This window comes from Amycolatopsis camponoti (genome assembly GCF_902497555.1).
In the GTDB taxonomy this organism is placed as follows: Bacteria; Actinomycetota; Actinomycetes; order Mycobacteriales; family Pseudonocardiaceae; genus Amycolatopsis; species Amycolatopsis camponoti.
Genome location: NZ_CABVGP010000002.1, coordinates 1,025,321 through 1,040,235, shown reverse-complemented (window position 1 = coordinate 1,040,235; position 14,915 = coordinate 1,025,321). Strand labels below are relative to the sequence as shown.

Below are 14,915 nucleotides of genomic sequence, written 5' to 3'. Positions count from 1 at the left end.
CCGCCGACGGTAGGATTTAGAGCGTGCTCGAAGTCAAACCGATCCCCGAGGCCGGGCTGACCATCGCCGAGGCGGCGCGCCGCTCCGGGGTCAGCGCGCACACGCTGCGCTACTACGAACGAGCCGGCCTGGTGGTCACGCGGGTCGACCGCACTTCGGGCGGCCGGCGCCGGTACCGGAAGCTCGACCTGGACTGGATCAAGATCTGCACCAAGCTGCGGGCCACCGGCATGCCGATCAAGGTGATCCGCCGCTACGCGGAGCTGGTCGGCGCGGGCCACGGGAACGAGCAGGAACGGTTGGCACTGCTGGAGTCCCACCGCGACGACGTCCTGACCCGGCTGGCGGAGCTGGAGGAGAACCTGCGGCTGATCGACCGGAAGATCGGGGTTTACCGGGGACGTCTGGCCGCCGGGGACGCCGACGGCCTGTGGGCGCCGGGCGGTACCCGGTAGTCAGAACAGCGTGGCCTGGGCCGGTTCCTCCTGCGGTGGCCGACCCCGCCGGCCGTTCAACGCGAACTTGTCCTCGATCTCCTTGCTGGGCTCCGGGAACCCGTACTTCGCGATCAGCGGCCGGATCCGGGCCCCGATCTCGTGCCGGTAGGACGTCTCCGACCCGGACGAGTACAGCTTCGTGTACTCCCCCACCAACGCCGGGTACGACCGCCGCAGCCAAGCGAAGAACACGTCCTTCACCCCGCTCGACAAGTACAGCGGGTGGTACAACACGTCCGTCGCCCCGGCGGCGGCCACCGCCGCCACCAAGGACTCCAGCTGCGAGACCGAATCCGACAGGTGCGGCAGGATCGGCGACAGGAACACCGTGCACTCCAGCCCCGCGTCGCGGATCGCGCGGACCGTCGCCAGCCGGGCCGTCGTCGTCGCCGTGCCGAACTCCACCGACTGCTGGAGCTCCTCGTCCAGCATCGACAGCGACACGCCCAGGTGCACCGTCGTCCGCCCGGCGGCCCGGGCCAGGTGATCGAGGTCCCGGCGGATCAGCGGCCCCTTGGTCAGGACCGAGAACGGCACCCGGTGCCCCGCCAGGGCGTCGATGATGCCCGGCATCAGCTCGTACCGGCCCTCCGCGCGCTGGTAGACGTCCGTGTTCGTGCCGAACGCCACCCTCGGCGGGAGCTTGCGCTTGCGGGCCAGCTCGCCCCGCAGCACCTCCACGATGTTCGTCTTGACGATGATCTCGTTGTCGAAGTCGCCGGCGATGTTCAGGCCGAGACGCGTGTGCGTGTTGCGCGCGAAGCAGTACTGACACGCGTGGGTGCAGCCGCGGTACGGGTTGATCGTGTACTCGCCCGGCAGCATGCGCGCGTCCGCCGGCACGTGGTTCAACGCGCTCTTCGCGAGCACCTCGTGGAACGTCACATCCCGGAACTCCGGCGTGCGGACGCTGCGCACGAACCCGGTCAGCCGGGCCAGGCCCGGCAGCGTTCCTTCGTCGACCCGGTCCGTGCGCTGGCCGCTCCAGCGCATCGCTTCTCCACTCACTCCGCCGAGCATGCCCGGCCCGGCGAGGCCGGGCTAGCCAGATTCGGACACGACCCCTACAGCGCTTCGCCCCACTGGCCCGGCCCGGAAACGGCGCGCGGATCGGTGACCGCGTGGTAGCCGCCGTGCACGAACACCAGCGCCGGCGCGTGCCGGTCGTGGCCCGTGGCCAGCACCTCGCCGACGACCAGGGTGTGGTCGCCCAGGTCGATCTTCTCGGCCAGGGCGCATTCCAGCCAGCTCGCGCCCTCGAGCACGAGCGCCCCGGTGAGCGACCCCGGCTTCGCTTCCAGGACGGCGATTTCGGACGCCCGCGCCGCACGCGGGCCGGCGAACCGGCGGGCCACGTCGCGCGCGTCCGCCGGCAGGATCGACACCACCCAGCGGCCGGCGTCCAGCAGGTCCGCCAGGAACGCCGACTCCTTGCGGAAGGACAGCGAAACCAGCGGCGGGTCGAGGGAGATCGACCCCAGGGAGTTGACGGTGACGGCGTCGTGCCGCCGGCCGCCGGGGGTGTCGCGGTACGTCGTGGCGACGCACACGCCGGTCGCGAAGGTGCGCATCGCGCCACGGAGATCGGGAGCCATCAGAACCCCTGCGGGTGCGAGAAGAACCGGTCCGGGTCGTACCGGCGCTTGACCTCGGCGAGCCGGGCGGCGTTCGGGCCGTAGTAGGCGCCGCGCCAGTCTTCGAGGTCCGGATCGGTGAAGTTGACGTACGACGCGTCCGGCGCGAACTCGCCCGTCTCGGCGTGCAGTGCGTGCAGCCAGTCCAGGTTCGCCGCGACGACGCCGGGCGCGTCCCGCTCGGTCCACGAGGTGTCCAGGCTGAGCAGGAACTTCGTGTCGCGGTGCGGGAACGCGGTGTCCGCCACCGGGACCCGGCCGATCGCCCCGCCCCACGCGAACAACGCGGCCCCGGCGCCGTCGGGGTTGCCGCTGCCGGGCCACTTCTCGACGGCCCGGACCAGCGCCTCCAGCCCGGCGTCCGCGATCGCGTGCGGGGTGCAGCGCGTGCGGACGGCGAACGCCCCGCCTTCGCTGCTGTGGTGCAGGAAGGACGCCGCGTCCCAGAAGTCCCGGTCTTCGATGTCGACGCGGTCGGGAGCCGCGACGGCGAAGGCCGGCGCCAGCAGCTCCCACAGCTCCGAGGCCGGTCCGAGGTGGTGGCCCACCACGGAAACGACGCCGTCCTCACCCGCCGAGCGCGCGATGCCGATCCGCGCGGAGAACTCCTCCGGCGCGGCGAGCATGATCTCCTGCATCACCGCGAGGACCTCGACCGCGTGCGGCCACGCCCAGAGCACGACGCACGTCGAGCCGGACGGCGCGGGGCGCGCCCGGAACGTGAAACTCGTGTTGACGCCGAAGGTGCCGCCCCCGCCGCCTCGGCAGGCCCAGAACAGGTCCGGGTTCTCCGTGGCCGACGCCGTGACCAGCGAGCCGTCAGCGAGCACGACGTCGGTCGAGACCAGGGCGTCGCACGTCAGGCCGTGCGCGCGGGAGATCGTCGTGACGCCGCCGCCGAGGGTCAGGCCGCCGATGCCGACGGTGTCGGAGTTGCCGAGCGGGAAGGTCAGGTCCCACGGCCGCAACCCGGCGTAGAGCGCCTTCATCGGCGTCGCGCCGCCGACGGTGACCAGCCCGGTGCCGCGGTCGACGCGGATCCCGGACAGCCGCCCGAGGTCGAGCACCAGGCCGGGGCCCGTCGAGTGGCCCGCGTAGCTGTGCCCGCCGCCGCGGACCGCGAGCGGCACGGACTCCGCGCGGGCCCACTCGACGGCCCGGGCGACGCCGGCCGCGCTCGTCACGGTCAGCACCGCCGCGGGCCGGGTGGCGGCGAACCGCCGGTTCACCGGCGCCGCGGCGGCGAAGCCGGGGTCGCCGACGAACCGGAGTTCGCCCAGGCCGCGCAGGCCGTCCCACGTCGTCATGACGCGCGGCTTTCGAGCGCGACCTCTTCGAGGTAGGAGACGCCGGTGGCCGCGTGCTCGCCGTGGCGTTCCCAGACTTCGCGCAGCACCAGGGTGCCGCCGTGCCACTGCGGGGTGTTCACGCTGTTCCCCGCGATCACCTCGCCGCTCTCGAGCACCATCGTGTAGGCCAGCCGCAGGACGCCGGCGGCGTCGCAGGTGCCGGTCACCGTGCCGCGCCGGACGTGGCCGCCCTCGAACTCGGCCCACACCAGGTCGCCGTGCTGGCGGTACTCCGCGTACGTACCGTCGCCGCCGCCCAGCGCGCGGAACCGGCGGCCGTCGTAGTGGATGCTCATTCGTCCACGTCCAGGAGTCCGGCCGGCATCGCCAGGGTGGTGCCGGCGGGCGGCGGTTCGATCTCGACGGCCTCCACCTCGACGAGCGAGGCCGCCTGCGCCAGCCGCTGACGGCACGTCTCGGCGTCGTCCGCCTCGCACGCGACGAACGAGTGCCGCGCGATGTACCCGCCCGGCGGCAGCCGCAGCGTGGTGCCCGGCTCGACCATGGGCGAGGCCATGACCAGGCCGGGGGCGTCCCACGGCACCTCGACCGAGTGCACGACGCAGTCGTGGTCCGGGTAGCCGAACCGGATGCCGGCGACCCCGGACCGCGTCGGGGTGACGTCCGGGCGCTGGCCGGTGGCGACGTCGAACAGCACGCTGCCCGGGTCGATGCCGGTGGCCGTCTTGCCGAGCAACGGGATGAGGTCGCCGCCGAGGCGCCCGTTGACCTCGATGATCACCGGGCCGTTCGTCGTGAGCCGGACTTCGGTGTGGGTGATGCCGTTCTCGATGCCGAGCACGCGGTGCGCTTCGGTCAGGACGCGCAGCAGCTCTTCGTCGCGCAGCAGCGGGTCGCCCGCGTCGACGAGGTGACCGGTCTCCTCGAAGAACGGCGGCATCCCGGTGCTCTTGCGGGCGATGAACATCGGCAGGTACTCGCCCTTGTGGACGGCGCCGTCGATGCTGATCTCGGGACCGTCGGCGAAGCCCTCGATGATCGCGCCGCCGCGGTAGGGCTCGTCGCCGACGAGGCTGGCCTCGTGCGCGACGCGGTAGGCGGCGTCGAACTCCCCCGCGTCGCGGGCGAGGGAGACGCCCATGCTGGCGCCGAGCGCGCGGGGCTTGACGACCACCGGGAAACCGATGCGGGTGACCGCCGCGCGGGCGTCGTGGAGGTCGACGGCCAGGTGGAAGCCGGGCTGCGGCAGGCCGGCGGCGGTGAGCCGGACGCGGCAGCTGTGCTTGTCGCGGCAACCGTGCACGCCGGGGATGCTGAGGCCGGGCACGCCGAACTCGGCGGCCAGCTCGGCCGCGGGCATGACCAGCGGCTCGTCCCAGCAGAGCACGCCGGCCACGCTGTAGTGCGTCGCCAGCTCGCGCGCGGTCTCGGTGAGCAGCACGTGGTCGAAGACGTTGACCACGGTGATGTCGTCGAAGTACTCGTGCTGCCAGGTCGGCTTGAGGTTGTTGATCAGGACCAGCCGCAGCCCGGCTTCGCGGGCGCGGGCGGCGACGGATCGGACGAGGTATTCGCGGTAGAGCTTGAGGCCGCTGCCGATGACGAGCAGCGCGCCCGGGTTCGGGTTCATCGAAGGTCCTTTCGGATGGAGGGAACGAGGGCTTCGCCGGCGAGCTCGGCGACGACGGCGTCCGCGGCCTGCGGAGCGGTGCGGAAGCCGTCGGGGCCGCTGGCCGGGCGGGCCCAGGCGGCGGGCCCGACGCGGACGAAGCCCGTGTCGCCGCCTTCGGCGGTGGCGTAGTGGCAGTGCTTGACGCGCACGACGTCGTAACCGTCCACATCGGACACGACGCCGGCCGCGAGGACGCGTGCCGCCCAGCCCGCGTCGTCGTCGGGGCCGGAGAGGGTGGTCACCTCGCGCCGGACGGCGTCGGTGCTCACCTTGAGCAGCGTGCCCGCCACCGAAGGCAGCAGCCACGCCCGCCCGTCGGCGCCGAGCCCGCCCGCGGTGGGCGTCGCCGCCCAGGCGTGGGCGAGCGCGGCGGGCGGGCGCAGGTAGACCATCGTCTGCCGGTGCAGCGCGACCGGCCGGTCGACCAGCGCCGCGGTCCACGGCCCGGCCGCGACGAGGACGACGTCACCGGGCACGGTCGTGCCGTCGGCCAGGTGGACTTTCGCCTGGTCCGGGTCGACGGCGACGGCTTCCCGGCCGGGCCGCAGCTCGGCGTCCGGGTGGTGCCGCAGCCAGCGAGCGGCGGCGTGCAGCACGCGGTCGGCGAGCAGCGTCCCGGCGTGCGGCTCGAACACGGCACCGCTGCCCCGCGGGAACCCGATGAGGGGGTAGGCGGACGGGTGGACGATCCGCAGCGGAACGCCGGCGGCGCTCGCGGTGGCGACGGCCGCGGGGATGAGCCCGGGCGGCAGGGCCTGAAGCACTCCGACGCGCCAGTAGAGCCCGGCACCCGGCAGGTGATCGCAGAGCAGGGCATCGAGCTCCCGCCACCGCCGGTGCAGCTCGGCGGCCCGCCGCGTGGCGGCCCGATCCCCGACGACGAGCGCCCGCAGCGCCCGGTGCTGGTCGAAGGAGGTGGCCCCGGGATGCGGCACGGGCCCGCGTTCGAGGAGGACGACGCGATGCCCGGCGAGCACGCACCGGATGGAGGTGAGCAGCCCGCTGATCCCCCCACCGACGACGACGACCCGCAGGCCGTCGCGCCGCACCCCGGCCGGAGCTTTCACGTGCAAGCTCCGGCCCAGGTGGCCGCTTTCCCGTGAAAGCGGCGACGGTGCACCGTCCACCGCGACGGCCGCGCTTCGCTGCCGGATGCCGGTGCTCATCTCCCGGCCTCCGCTTCCCGCAGCCGGGGCAGCGCGACGGGCGTGAACGACTCCGCGTCCACCCCCGCGTCCGCCCCCAGGACCTGCGATGCCAGGTCCGCCAGGATCGGCGCGGCTCCCCGCACCAGGCGGTCGACCTCGAAGCAGAAGTCACCCGCGTCCGCGCCCGTCACCGTGCGACCGTCCAAGCGGGCCAGCTGCTCCGCGATCGTCTCCGCCGCGCGGTTCAGGCTGAACCCCGCCAGCTCGTACGACTCCGCGAACCGCGAAGCCATCCGCGAAGCCGCGCGACGCGAGCGTGACGACACCGGCAGCGGGCCGAGGCCGACCCACCGGTTGACCTTGTCGGCCACCCGGTTCCACGGCTCGACGAGCCGCGCGGAAGTCACCCGCGCCAGCGCGTCCCGGCTGAAGCTCGTCCGCTGGTGCTCGGGACTCGTCGCCGCCAGGTGGAAGCGGATCAGGTCGCGCGGCACCTCCGCCGCCAAGTCGCGGCTCCACACCACGTGCCCGCGGCTGGTCGAGAACTTCCGGTGGTCCAGCTCGTAGAACTCGTTGGTGAGGTAGCGCGTCGGCAGGTCGTAGCGGCCGTCCAGCGCCAGCAGCATGGCCGGGCCGGCGATCGCGAACGGGTAGATGTTGTCGAACCCGAGGAAGTACACGATCTCCGAACCCGCGCCGGCCAGCCACAACGCGTCTTCCGACGACACCGGGCCCGAACGCTTCTCCGCGGACAGCGCGGAACAGTGCATGCTCCACGCCATCGGCTCGGCGTTGGGGTTGACGCGCTGCCCCGCGACCTCGGGGAAGGGCACCTCGATGCCCCACGAGGTCGGGTACGTCACCGGGAAGTCCGGCAACGGCCGCGCCAGCATGGCCGCCATCGCCTGCGCCATGTGCGGCCGCATCCCCGAAGCGTGCGCGGCGAAATGCGCCCGCAGCCGGGACCGGTACCGCTCGACCGGCAGCACGAGCACGTCGGCTTCCCGCAGCACCACCGGGTCCGACGGGTCCAAAGTGGACCGGACGTCCAGCAGGTCCCCGGCGGCGACCAGCTGCCCGCAGCTCTCGCAGAGCCCCGCGCAGCACTCGGCGAGGCACTCCGGGCAGCTGCCGGACGCGAAGCCGTCCACGAGGAACTCGCCCGAACGCGACGAGTACGGGAACTTCATCGTGCGCAGTTCCAGCTTGCCCGCCGAGTGCAGCCGGGCGACGAAGTCGACGACCCACTTGGTGAACCGGTCGTCGTCGCCGGTGTAGCCGTCGACGCCGATGCCCATGGCCTCGAGGCTGGCGGAAATCTGCGCGGCCGACGTGGAGACCAGCTCCGCCGGGGTGACGCCGCGGCGGTGCGCGGTCGTCACCACGAACGTCGACGTGTCCTGGAAACCCGTGCCCAGCAACACTTCCCGGCCCTGGGACCGGGCGTACCGGGTGTGCACGTCGGCGGCCAGGAACGGCCCGGCGATGTGCCCGAGGTGCAGGTCGCCGTTCGCCGTCGGGGCGGGCGAGATGACGACCGTCCGGGCGCTCATGACACGCCCGCTTCGTGGCGGGCCGTGAACTGCGCCGACATCTCGGGGTCCCACCAGACGCCGTAGTACTCGAAGTCCTTGTCGCCTTCGTTGGCGACGCAGTGCGTCGAGCCGGGCGGCAGCCGGACGATGTCGCCGGCCGAGAACAGGTGCCGGACGCCGTCGACGACCAGCGTGGCGACGCCGGCCAGGGCGATGAAGATCTCGTACTCGTGGTGGGAGTGCGCGGTGGACGTGGTGTGCGGGCGCAGGACGCACCAGGCGCCTTCGAACGGGGCGTTGAGCTCCGGCCAGGGCAGCAGCCGCTGCGAATCGAGCCCGTACGCGCGTTCCAGGTTGGCGCGGTCGAGGGGGCGGACGTCGATCATACCGCCACCACCACGGACTCGCCGGTGCGGCGGAGGTCGTCGTCCGGGCCCGCGCCCGTGACGCGGCGTTCGACCATGTCCCCGGCGATCTCGGCCGACCGCTGGGCCAGCACGCTGATCAGCGAGTCCGAGATGCCGTGCGTCGCCTCGTTGACGCCCTGCAGGTACAGCGCCCCGTAGGCGCCGGCGCCGAGGTCGGCGCGGTAACGCCGGTTCACGGAGACCGCGTCCAGCCCGATCGCGTCGGCCAGGCCGCGGACCATCGACGGCATCCGCGGGTCGAAGCCCGTGCCGAGGAACACCGCGTCGCAGCGGACCTGCTCGACCGTGTCGTGCTTGAGGTCGCGGACGTCGAGCACGAGCTCGTCACCCTCGGCCCGGGCGCCGACGACATCGGCGGACCCACGGATCGTCGAGACCGGCTGGCCGAGCATCTTCTGCTTGTAGAGCATGGTGTAGAGCTCTTCGAGGAACGGCGCGGCCAGGCCGCCGTAGTTGGTCAGGTGCATCTCGGCGAGCACCTTCTCCCGCGCCGCGTCGGACATCGTGAAGAACTCGTCGACGAAGGACGGGAAGAACAGCTCGTTGACGAACTTGCTGGTCTGGTAGTCCTTGAGGGCGATCGCGCGCAGCAGCAGCGTCGGGGACGAGCCCGGCGCCTCCTGGTGCAGGGCCATGAACATCTCGGCCGCGCTCTGCGCGCCGCCGACCACGACCGGCCGCAGCGGCTTGCCCGGGCGGGCGAGCGCGGTGGTCTCGGCGACGCGGGTGCTGAACTCGGTGCTGTGCACGACCCGCTCGGCCGGCAGCCCGCGGAACACCTCGGGCACGTGGGCGTCCCGGCCCCCGCCGACGACCAGGTCGCGGCAGAGGATCGTGTCGCCGTCGGACAGCGGGACGGTGAAGCCGAGCACCTGGCCCGACTCCGAGTGGATCGGCAGGACCCGCTCGGCGCGGGCGTTGTACCGGATCCGGACCTGCTCCAGCGAGTCGGCCACCCACTGCAGATAGGCGGAGATCTGCCAGCGGAAGGGGTTGAAGGTGCCGAGGTTGACGAACTCGTCGAGCTCGCCGCGCTCGTGCATGAAGTTGAGGAAGGAGAAGCGGCTGCGCGGGTTGCGCAGGGTCACCAGGTCCTTGACGTACGACACCTGGCTGCGCGCCCACGGCAGCATCAGGTTCCGCTGCCACTTCACGTCTTCGTGCTGTTCGAGGATCATCGCGCCGCGGGCCACCCCGGCCCGGCCGCACTCCTCGAGGGCCACGGCCAGCGCGAGGTTCGCCGGGCCGGCCCCGATCATCAGGACATCCACTTCGTGGACAGTCATCGCATTCTTCTTTCCGGTCTGCCGCGGCCGGTCGTGAGTGAGAAACAGGGTTAGAACACTGTTTCTCACTCACGACCTCGCGCGGGACTACTTGCTGACGGTGACGCTGAAGAGGTCGAGCTCGCGGAACTGGGTGGGCTGGACGTTGTGCAGCCGCGACGCCCAGGCGGCGGTGCCGGACTGCCACCAGATCGGGATGGTCGGCATGTCCTGCAGGACGAGCTTCTCGGCCTGCTGGTAGAGCGCCTGGCCCTGCTGCTGCGACGGCGCCGCGTCGGCCTGCTTGAGCAGGTCGTCGACCTTCGGGTTCGAGTACTGGCCGACGTTCGAGGCCGCACCGGTGCGGAACAGCGGGTTGAGGAAGTTCTCGATGGACGGGTAGTCCGCGACCCACGCCGAGCGGTAGATGCCGGTGACGGTCCGGTTGTTCAGCTGCTTGCGGAAGTCGCCCAGGGTCGTCTGCGGAGTGAACTTGCAGGTGTGGCCCAGCGAAGCCTGGATCTGCTTGCAGATGACCTCCATCCACTCCTGGTTGCCGGAGTCGATGTTCGACGTCAGCTCGATGTCACCCTGGAAGCCCGACACGTCGAACAGCTGCTTGGCCTTCTGCGGCTGGTAGGTGCACAGCTCGCCGCACTGGTTGTCCAGGTGGCCCTGGACGTTCGGGGCGACCAGGCCGTCGGCCGGGGTGCGGCCGCCGTTGAACACCTGCTGGATCAGCGCCTTCCGGTCGATGGCCATGGAGATGGCCTGGCGGAACTGCGGGCTCTCGTAGCGCTTGTCGAACAGCGGGAACGCGATCGCCTGGTAGCCGAGGTAGGTGTAGGTCTTGCGCCGGTCGTCGGGCAGGTCCTTCTTGATCTTGCCGCCCTGGGTCGACGTCCACGGCGTGAAGGAGAGGAAGTCGAGCTTGTTCGCGAGGACGTCGGCGTAGGCCTTGTCCAGGTCGGTGTAGAAGCGGAAGTCGATGCCGCCGATGTTCGGCTTCTGCGCGCCGGAGAAGCCGTCGAACCGCTTGACGACCAGGTCCTTGCCCGGCGTGTACGAGTCGAACTTGAACGGCCCGTTGCCGACGGGGTGCGCTTCGAACGCCTTGCGGTCGGCGAAGAAGCTCGCGGGCATCGGGAAGAACGCCGCGTAGCCGAGCTGGACGCCGAACTCCGAGAACGGCGCGTCGAGCGTGACGGTGAACGTCTTGTCGTCGACGACCTTCAGGCCCGACAGCGTCTTGGCGGCCGGCAGGGCCGCCGGCTGCTTGCCGTCCGCGGTCGCGTTGTTGACCTGGGAGAAGCCCACGACGTGCGAGAAGTAGCTGGCGCCGGCCATCAGGTTCGGGGAATACGCGGTGTAGTTCCACGCGTCGACGAAGCTCTTCGCGGTGACGGACGTGCCGTCGTGGAACGTCCAGCCGTCCTTCAGCTTGATCGTCCACACCTTGGAGTCGGTGGTGGTGACCGAGTCCGCGACGGCGTTGTGCGGGGCGGCCGTCTTGGCGTCGTACTCGATGAGGCCGCGGAACAGGGTGCCCAGCACGCTGATGCCGCCGACTTCGGTGGTGTTGCCCGGCACCAGCGGGCTGGCCGGCTCGGTCTCGCTGTAGCTGATGACCGCGTCGCGGTCGATGTTCGCCGCGGCGGGCGCGGCGGCGCCGTCCGGCGTCGGAGCGGCGGGGGTGCCGCTCGGGGTGCTGCACGCGCTGAGCGTGACGGCCAGCACGGCGGCCGCGCACACGGCGGCCCGGAGCTTTCGCATGGGTGTCTTCCTTCTTCGGTGGGGTTTGGGGTGGAGTCAGCGCCGGCTGGAGGTGATGCCGAGGGCCAGCGGGAACGCGGGGCGGCCACCGAGGAGGTGGGCGCCGGCGGTCTGCAGGATCCGGTCCTGCGCCACGATGTGCTGGCACATCGTGGTGGTGTCGCGCAGCCACCGGTCCAGCGGCGAGGGCCGGTAGATCGCGGTGGTCTGCACGAGGTCGTAGAGGCGGGTGACGATCGCCCGGGCGGTGCGGAACGCGTGCCGCCGCGACAGCGGGAGCGCGGCCCGCTCGCGCGGGGTCAGGTCGTCGAGGGAGCCGCCCGCGGACAGGACTTCGTGCTGGCGCCGCAGAGCGCCGTAGACGCCCTCGCGAGCCGCGGCGAAGTCGCCTTCGCAGTCGGCGATCGTGGTCTGCGTGCGGTAGTCGTCTTCGCGACCCGCGGAGACGGCGGCGTCCGTGGCGTGGTCGAGCGCGGCGCGGGCGACGCCGAGCGCGACGCCCGGCATGTTCCGCATGTGCACCTCGGGCTGGGCCAACGGGCCCGTACCGCCGCGGACCTCGGCGAACGTCAACGTGTGCTCGGCCGGGACGAACACGTCGGTGATCGTGTAGTCGCAGCTGCCGCTGCCCGCCAGGCCGGTGGTGTGCCAGGTGTCGAGGACCTCGACGTCCGCCTTCGGCACCATGAGCAGGATCGAGTCGTGCACGGGCTCGCCGTCGCGGTACAGGAACGCTCCGGAGACGACCCAGTCGGCGTGGGTGACGCCGCTGCCGAACTGCCAGCGGCCGGTCAAGCGGTAGCCGCCCGGGACGATTTCCGCCCGGCCGTTGGGAAAGAGCAGCCCCGCGGTCGCCATGTCCAGGCTGGGGAACATCTCTTCGGCGACGGCGTGGTCCAGGAACGAGGCGTAGAGGCCGGTGTCCGACCCGATCATCGCGCACCACGCGGCCCCGGCGTCGCCGTAGGCCAGTGCCTCGATCACCTCGGTCTGCTCGATCGACGTCAGCTCGGGTCCGCCGTGAGCGCGGGAGAACCCCATCCGGAACACTCCGGTGCCGCGCAGCAGGTCCACGACGTCCGCGGGCAGCCGCCGGGCCCGTTCGATCTCCTCGGCGCGTTCGCGCAGCACCGGGGCGAGGGCCTGGGCCCGGGCGAGGATCTCCACCGCGGTTTCCGGCGGACGCACCGGCAGCGGCTCGACTACGGTCATCACATCACTTCCCTCGAGGTCTTCTTCTCGGTCGTGGAAGTGATTGAAGCCAGCGGTTTAATTGATGGAAACGGTTGTCCACCAAGGAAAATCAACGGGGTGCACAGCGGAAGTAGACAGGGCCGCGACGGAGATCCGTCGCGGCCCTGTCCGGGGGGAAGATCAGGCGGTCACGGCGCTGTTGAGGGCGCCGAAGTCCAGGCCGCCCTCCAGCGCGGTGTACGTCCCGTGCTCCAGCAGCTCCACCGCGGCGCGCTGGGCGACCGCGTAGGCGCCTTGCGCGATCGCCGTGCCGACGCTGATGCGGCGGACGCCGACCGCTTCCAGCTCCGCCACGGTCGGGGCGCCCGGCCACACCATCACGTTGACCGGCAGCGGGCTCTCCTTGACCAGGACGCGCAGCGTCTCCAGGTCGATCAGGCCGGGCACGAACAGGCTGTCCGCGCCCGCCGCGGCGTACGCGCCCGCCCGCGTCAGGACGTCGTCCAGGCGGCCTTCGGGCTCGCCGATGCCGAAGAGGTAGACGTCGGTGCGGATGTTGATCCACAGCTCGGGCAGGCCGGCCGCGGTCGCCGCGTCACGGGCCGCGCGGACCCGCCCGACCTGGGCCGGGACGTCGAACAGCGGGCCGCCGGGGGCCGTCGAGTCCTCGAGGTTGATCCCGACCGCGCCTGCCTCGACGATCGCGCGGACGGTCGCCGCGACGTCGGCTTCGGACGGGCCGTAGCCGCCCTCGATGTCGGCGGTCACCGGGACGTCGACGACGCGGACGATCCGCGCGACCAGCTCGGCCATCTCTTCGCGCGTGAGGCCGTGCCCGTCGGGGCGCCCGGCGGACCAGGCGACCCCGCCGCTGGTGGTGGCGATCGCCGGGGCGCCGGCCCGCGCGATGAGGGCCGCGCTGGCGGCGTCCCAGGCGTTCGGCAGCACCAAGGTGTGGTCGGTGTGCAGGGCGCGCAGCCGTTCGGCGAGCCGGGTGGCAGACATCCGTTCTCCTTCTGGGTGTTCAGGCGGCCGATGTCGGTACACCGGCGGCGATCAGGTGGGTGGCGGCGAAGGCGCGCCACGGGTGCCAGGCGGCGGCCAGGCGGCCGGCGGCGGCGAAGACGTCGTGGTCGAGCAGCATCGCCTCGACCGTGCGCTCGGCGGCCGGGAAAGCGTCGGCGTGCCCCAGCCGCAGCGCGATCTGCTGGGCGGTGCTCTGCTCGATGCCGGGCAACGCCGTCAGCGCGGCGGTGCAGTCGGCCAGGCTCGCCCCGGGGTCGAGCAGGGTCTCGTCCGCGGCCACGGCGGAGGCGAACGCGCGCAGCGTCCGCGCGGTCGCGGCGGGCAGCCGGGCCCCCTCCAGATCCGCCTGGGCCAGGGTCTCGGCCGAGGGGAACAGGTGGGTCAGGCCGTGCTCGAGGCCCGGCACCCGCTGGCCCGCCGCTTCGACCAGCGCGGCCAGCTGACGCCGCACGCGCGTCCGGACGCCGTACTGGCTGAGCACGGCTTCCACCGCGACCTCGAAGAAGCCCCAGGCGCCCGGCACCCGCAGGCCGGGCCGCTTGCGCAGCAGCGGGCCCAGGACCGGATCGTCGGCGAAGGCGGCTTCGGCGGGCGCGGTGTCGGCGTCGACCCCGACCATCCGCCCGACGCGGTCGACGACGTGGATCAGGCCCTCCCAGAACGGAATGTGCGCGGTCAGCAGCAGGTGGTCCTCGCCCCCGCGGCGCACCTCGATGACGCCGGCCTCGCCGTCGAGGCTGATCGTGCGCCGGTAGACGCCGTCCTGCACCGACTCGACGCCGGGGACCGCGCGCTCGGCGAGGAACGCGCTGAGCGCCTCCCAGTGCAGCGGCGGCGCGAACGGCAGCCGCATCATCAGGCCGCCGTCCGCGGCGAGCCGGTCGGTCCGCCGCCGCCGGTCGCGCAGCTCCACCGGCGAAGCGCGGAAGACCAGCTTCATGTCCCGGTTGAACTGGCGCAGGCTGCCGAACCCGGCGGCGAACGCGACGTCCGCGACGGTCAGGTCGGAGTCGTCGAGCAGGCGGCGGGCGAAGTGGGCGCGACGGGAGCGGGCGAGCTGGTCCGGCGTCACGCCGAGGTGGTCGTGGAAGAGCCGGCGCAGGTGCCGCGGGGACACCGCCAGCCGCCGGCCCAGCTCCGCTTCGGTGCCGGTGTCCAGTGCCCCGGCGATGATCAGCTGCACCGCGCGGCAGACGAGCTCCGGCGCGTCCGCGCCGACCGGGCCGGCGACGCGGTAGGGACGGCAGCGCAGGCACGCCCGGAACCCGGCCGCCTCGGCCTCCGCGGCCAGCTCGAACGTCTTCACGTTCTCCGCGAGCGGCTTCGCCCCGCACCCGGGACGACAGTAGATGCCGGTCGTGACCACGGCCGAAAAAGTCGTCATGTCCCAGGTGTAGGGGATCGGCCCCGGCCGGCGCTAGCCACATCCGGAC

The 14,915-nt window shown here is 72.3% G+C and carries 14 protein-coding genes; 1 reads left to right on the top strand and 13 read right to left on the bottom strand.

Translation table 11 applies throughout. The features are described from left to right. The first annotated feature begins 23 nt into the window (after window positions 1-23). Window positions 24-455, top strand: a complete 432-nt coding sequence (locus AA23TX_RS25440) for a MerR family transcriptional regulator (protein WP_155545355.1) — start codon at window positions 24-26, stop codon at window positions 453-455. Here the strand turns inward: AA23TX_RS25440 and AA23TX_RS25435 are convergent, their stop codons facing one another. The 13 genes from AA23TX_RS25435 to AA23TX_RS25375 all read right to left on the bottom strand — a co-directional run bounded on the left by AA23TX_RS25435 (window position 456) and on the right by AA23TX_RS25375 (window position 14,866). Then, complete coding sequence (locus AA23TX_RS25435; RefSeq protein WP_196425527.1) at window positions 456-1,505, bottom strand: radical SAM protein; 1,050 nt, start codon at window positions 1,503-1,505, stop codon at window positions 456-458. 56 nt (window positions 1,506-1,561) lie between these two features. Further along, window positions 1,562-2,092 (bottom strand): flavin reductase family protein, encoded by a 531-nt coding sequence (locus AA23TX_RS25430; RefSeq protein ID WP_155545353.1) that lies wholly within the window; start codon window positions 2,090-2,092, stop codon window positions 1,562-1,564. Continuing rightward, window positions 2,092-3,438 carry an FAD-binding oxidoreductase gene (locus tag AA23TX_RS25425; RefSeq protein WP_155545352.1) on the bottom strand — a complete coding sequence of 449 codons (1,347 nt, stop codon included), beginning with the start codon at window positions 3,436-3,438 and terminating at the stop codon, window positions 2,092-2,094. Before AA23TX_RS25425 ends, AA23TX_RS25430 begins: the two co-directional genes overlap by 1 nt. After that, entirely contained in the window at window positions 3,435-3,776 is a 342-nt protein-coding gene (locus AA23TX_RS25420) for an avidin-fold protein (protein WP_155545351.1), read from the bottom strand. Before AA23TX_RS25420 ends, AA23TX_RS25425 begins: the two co-directional genes overlap by 4 nt. After that, window positions 3,773-5,071 (bottom strand): ATP-grasp domain-containing protein, encoded by a 1,299-nt coding sequence (locus AA23TX_RS25415; RefSeq protein WP_155545350.1) that lies wholly within the window; start codon window positions 5,069-5,071, stop codon window positions 3,773-3,775. Before AA23TX_RS25415 ends, AA23TX_RS25420 begins: the two co-directional genes overlap by 4 nt. Next, the gene (locus AA23TX_RS25410) at window positions 5,068-6,279 is read right to left on the bottom strand and encodes an FAD-dependent oxidoreductase (RefSeq protein WP_155545349.1); all 1,212 of its coding nucleotides are present in this window, start codon (window positions 6,277-6,279) and stop codon (window positions 5,068-5,070) included. Before AA23TX_RS25410 ends, AA23TX_RS25415 begins: the two co-directional genes overlap by 4 nt. Continuing rightward, complete coding sequence (locus tag AA23TX_RS25405) at window positions 6,276-7,814, bottom strand: class I tRNA ligase family protein (protein WP_155545348.1); 1,539 nt, start codon at window positions 7,812-7,814, stop codon at window positions 6,276-6,278. The genes AA23TX_RS25410 and AA23TX_RS25405 overlap by 4 nt, the downstream gene beginning before the upstream one ends. Continuing rightward, entirely contained in the window at window positions 7,811-8,182 is a 372-nt protein-coding gene (locus AA23TX_RS25400) for a cupin domain-containing protein (RefSeq protein ID WP_338422510.1), read from the bottom strand. Before AA23TX_RS25400 ends, AA23TX_RS25405 begins: the two co-directional genes overlap by 4 nt. Next, window positions 8,179-9,510, bottom strand: coding sequence for a SidA/IucD/PvdA family monooxygenase (locus tag AA23TX_RS25395; RefSeq protein WP_155545347.1), 1,332 nt, complete (start codon window positions 9,508-9,510; stop codon window positions 8,179-8,181). Before AA23TX_RS25395 ends, AA23TX_RS25400 begins: the two co-directional genes overlap by 4 nt. A gap of 87 nt (window positions 9,511-9,597) precedes the next feature. Next, window positions 9,598-11,262: a peptide ABC transporter substrate-binding protein gene (locus tag AA23TX_RS25390; protein ID WP_155545346.1), complete on the bottom strand. Its 1,665-nt coding sequence runs from the start codon at window positions 11,260-11,262 to the stop codon at window positions 9,598-9,600. A 36-nt stretch (window positions 11,263-11,298) separates the two neighbouring features. Next, window positions 11,299-12,474 (bottom strand): acyl-CoA dehydrogenase family protein, encoded by a 1,176-nt coding sequence (locus AA23TX_RS25385; protein WP_155545345.1) that lies wholly within the window; start codon window positions 12,472-12,474, stop codon window positions 11,299-11,301. Between the two features lie 162 nt (window positions 12,475-12,636). Then, window positions 12,637-13,461: an isocitrate lyase/PEP mutase family protein gene (locus AA23TX_RS25380; RefSeq protein WP_155545344.1), complete on the bottom strand. Its 825-nt coding sequence runs from the start codon at window positions 13,459-13,461 to the stop codon at window positions 12,637-12,639. Window positions 13,462-13,480: 19 nt separating this feature from the next. Further along, window positions 13,481-14,866 (bottom strand): AlkA N-terminal domain-containing protein, encoded by a 1,386-nt coding sequence (locus AA23TX_RS25375; RefSeq protein WP_155545343.1) that lies wholly within the window; start codon window positions 14,864-14,866, stop codon window positions 13,481-13,483. Window positions 14,867-14,915 lie beyond the last annotated feature (49 nt).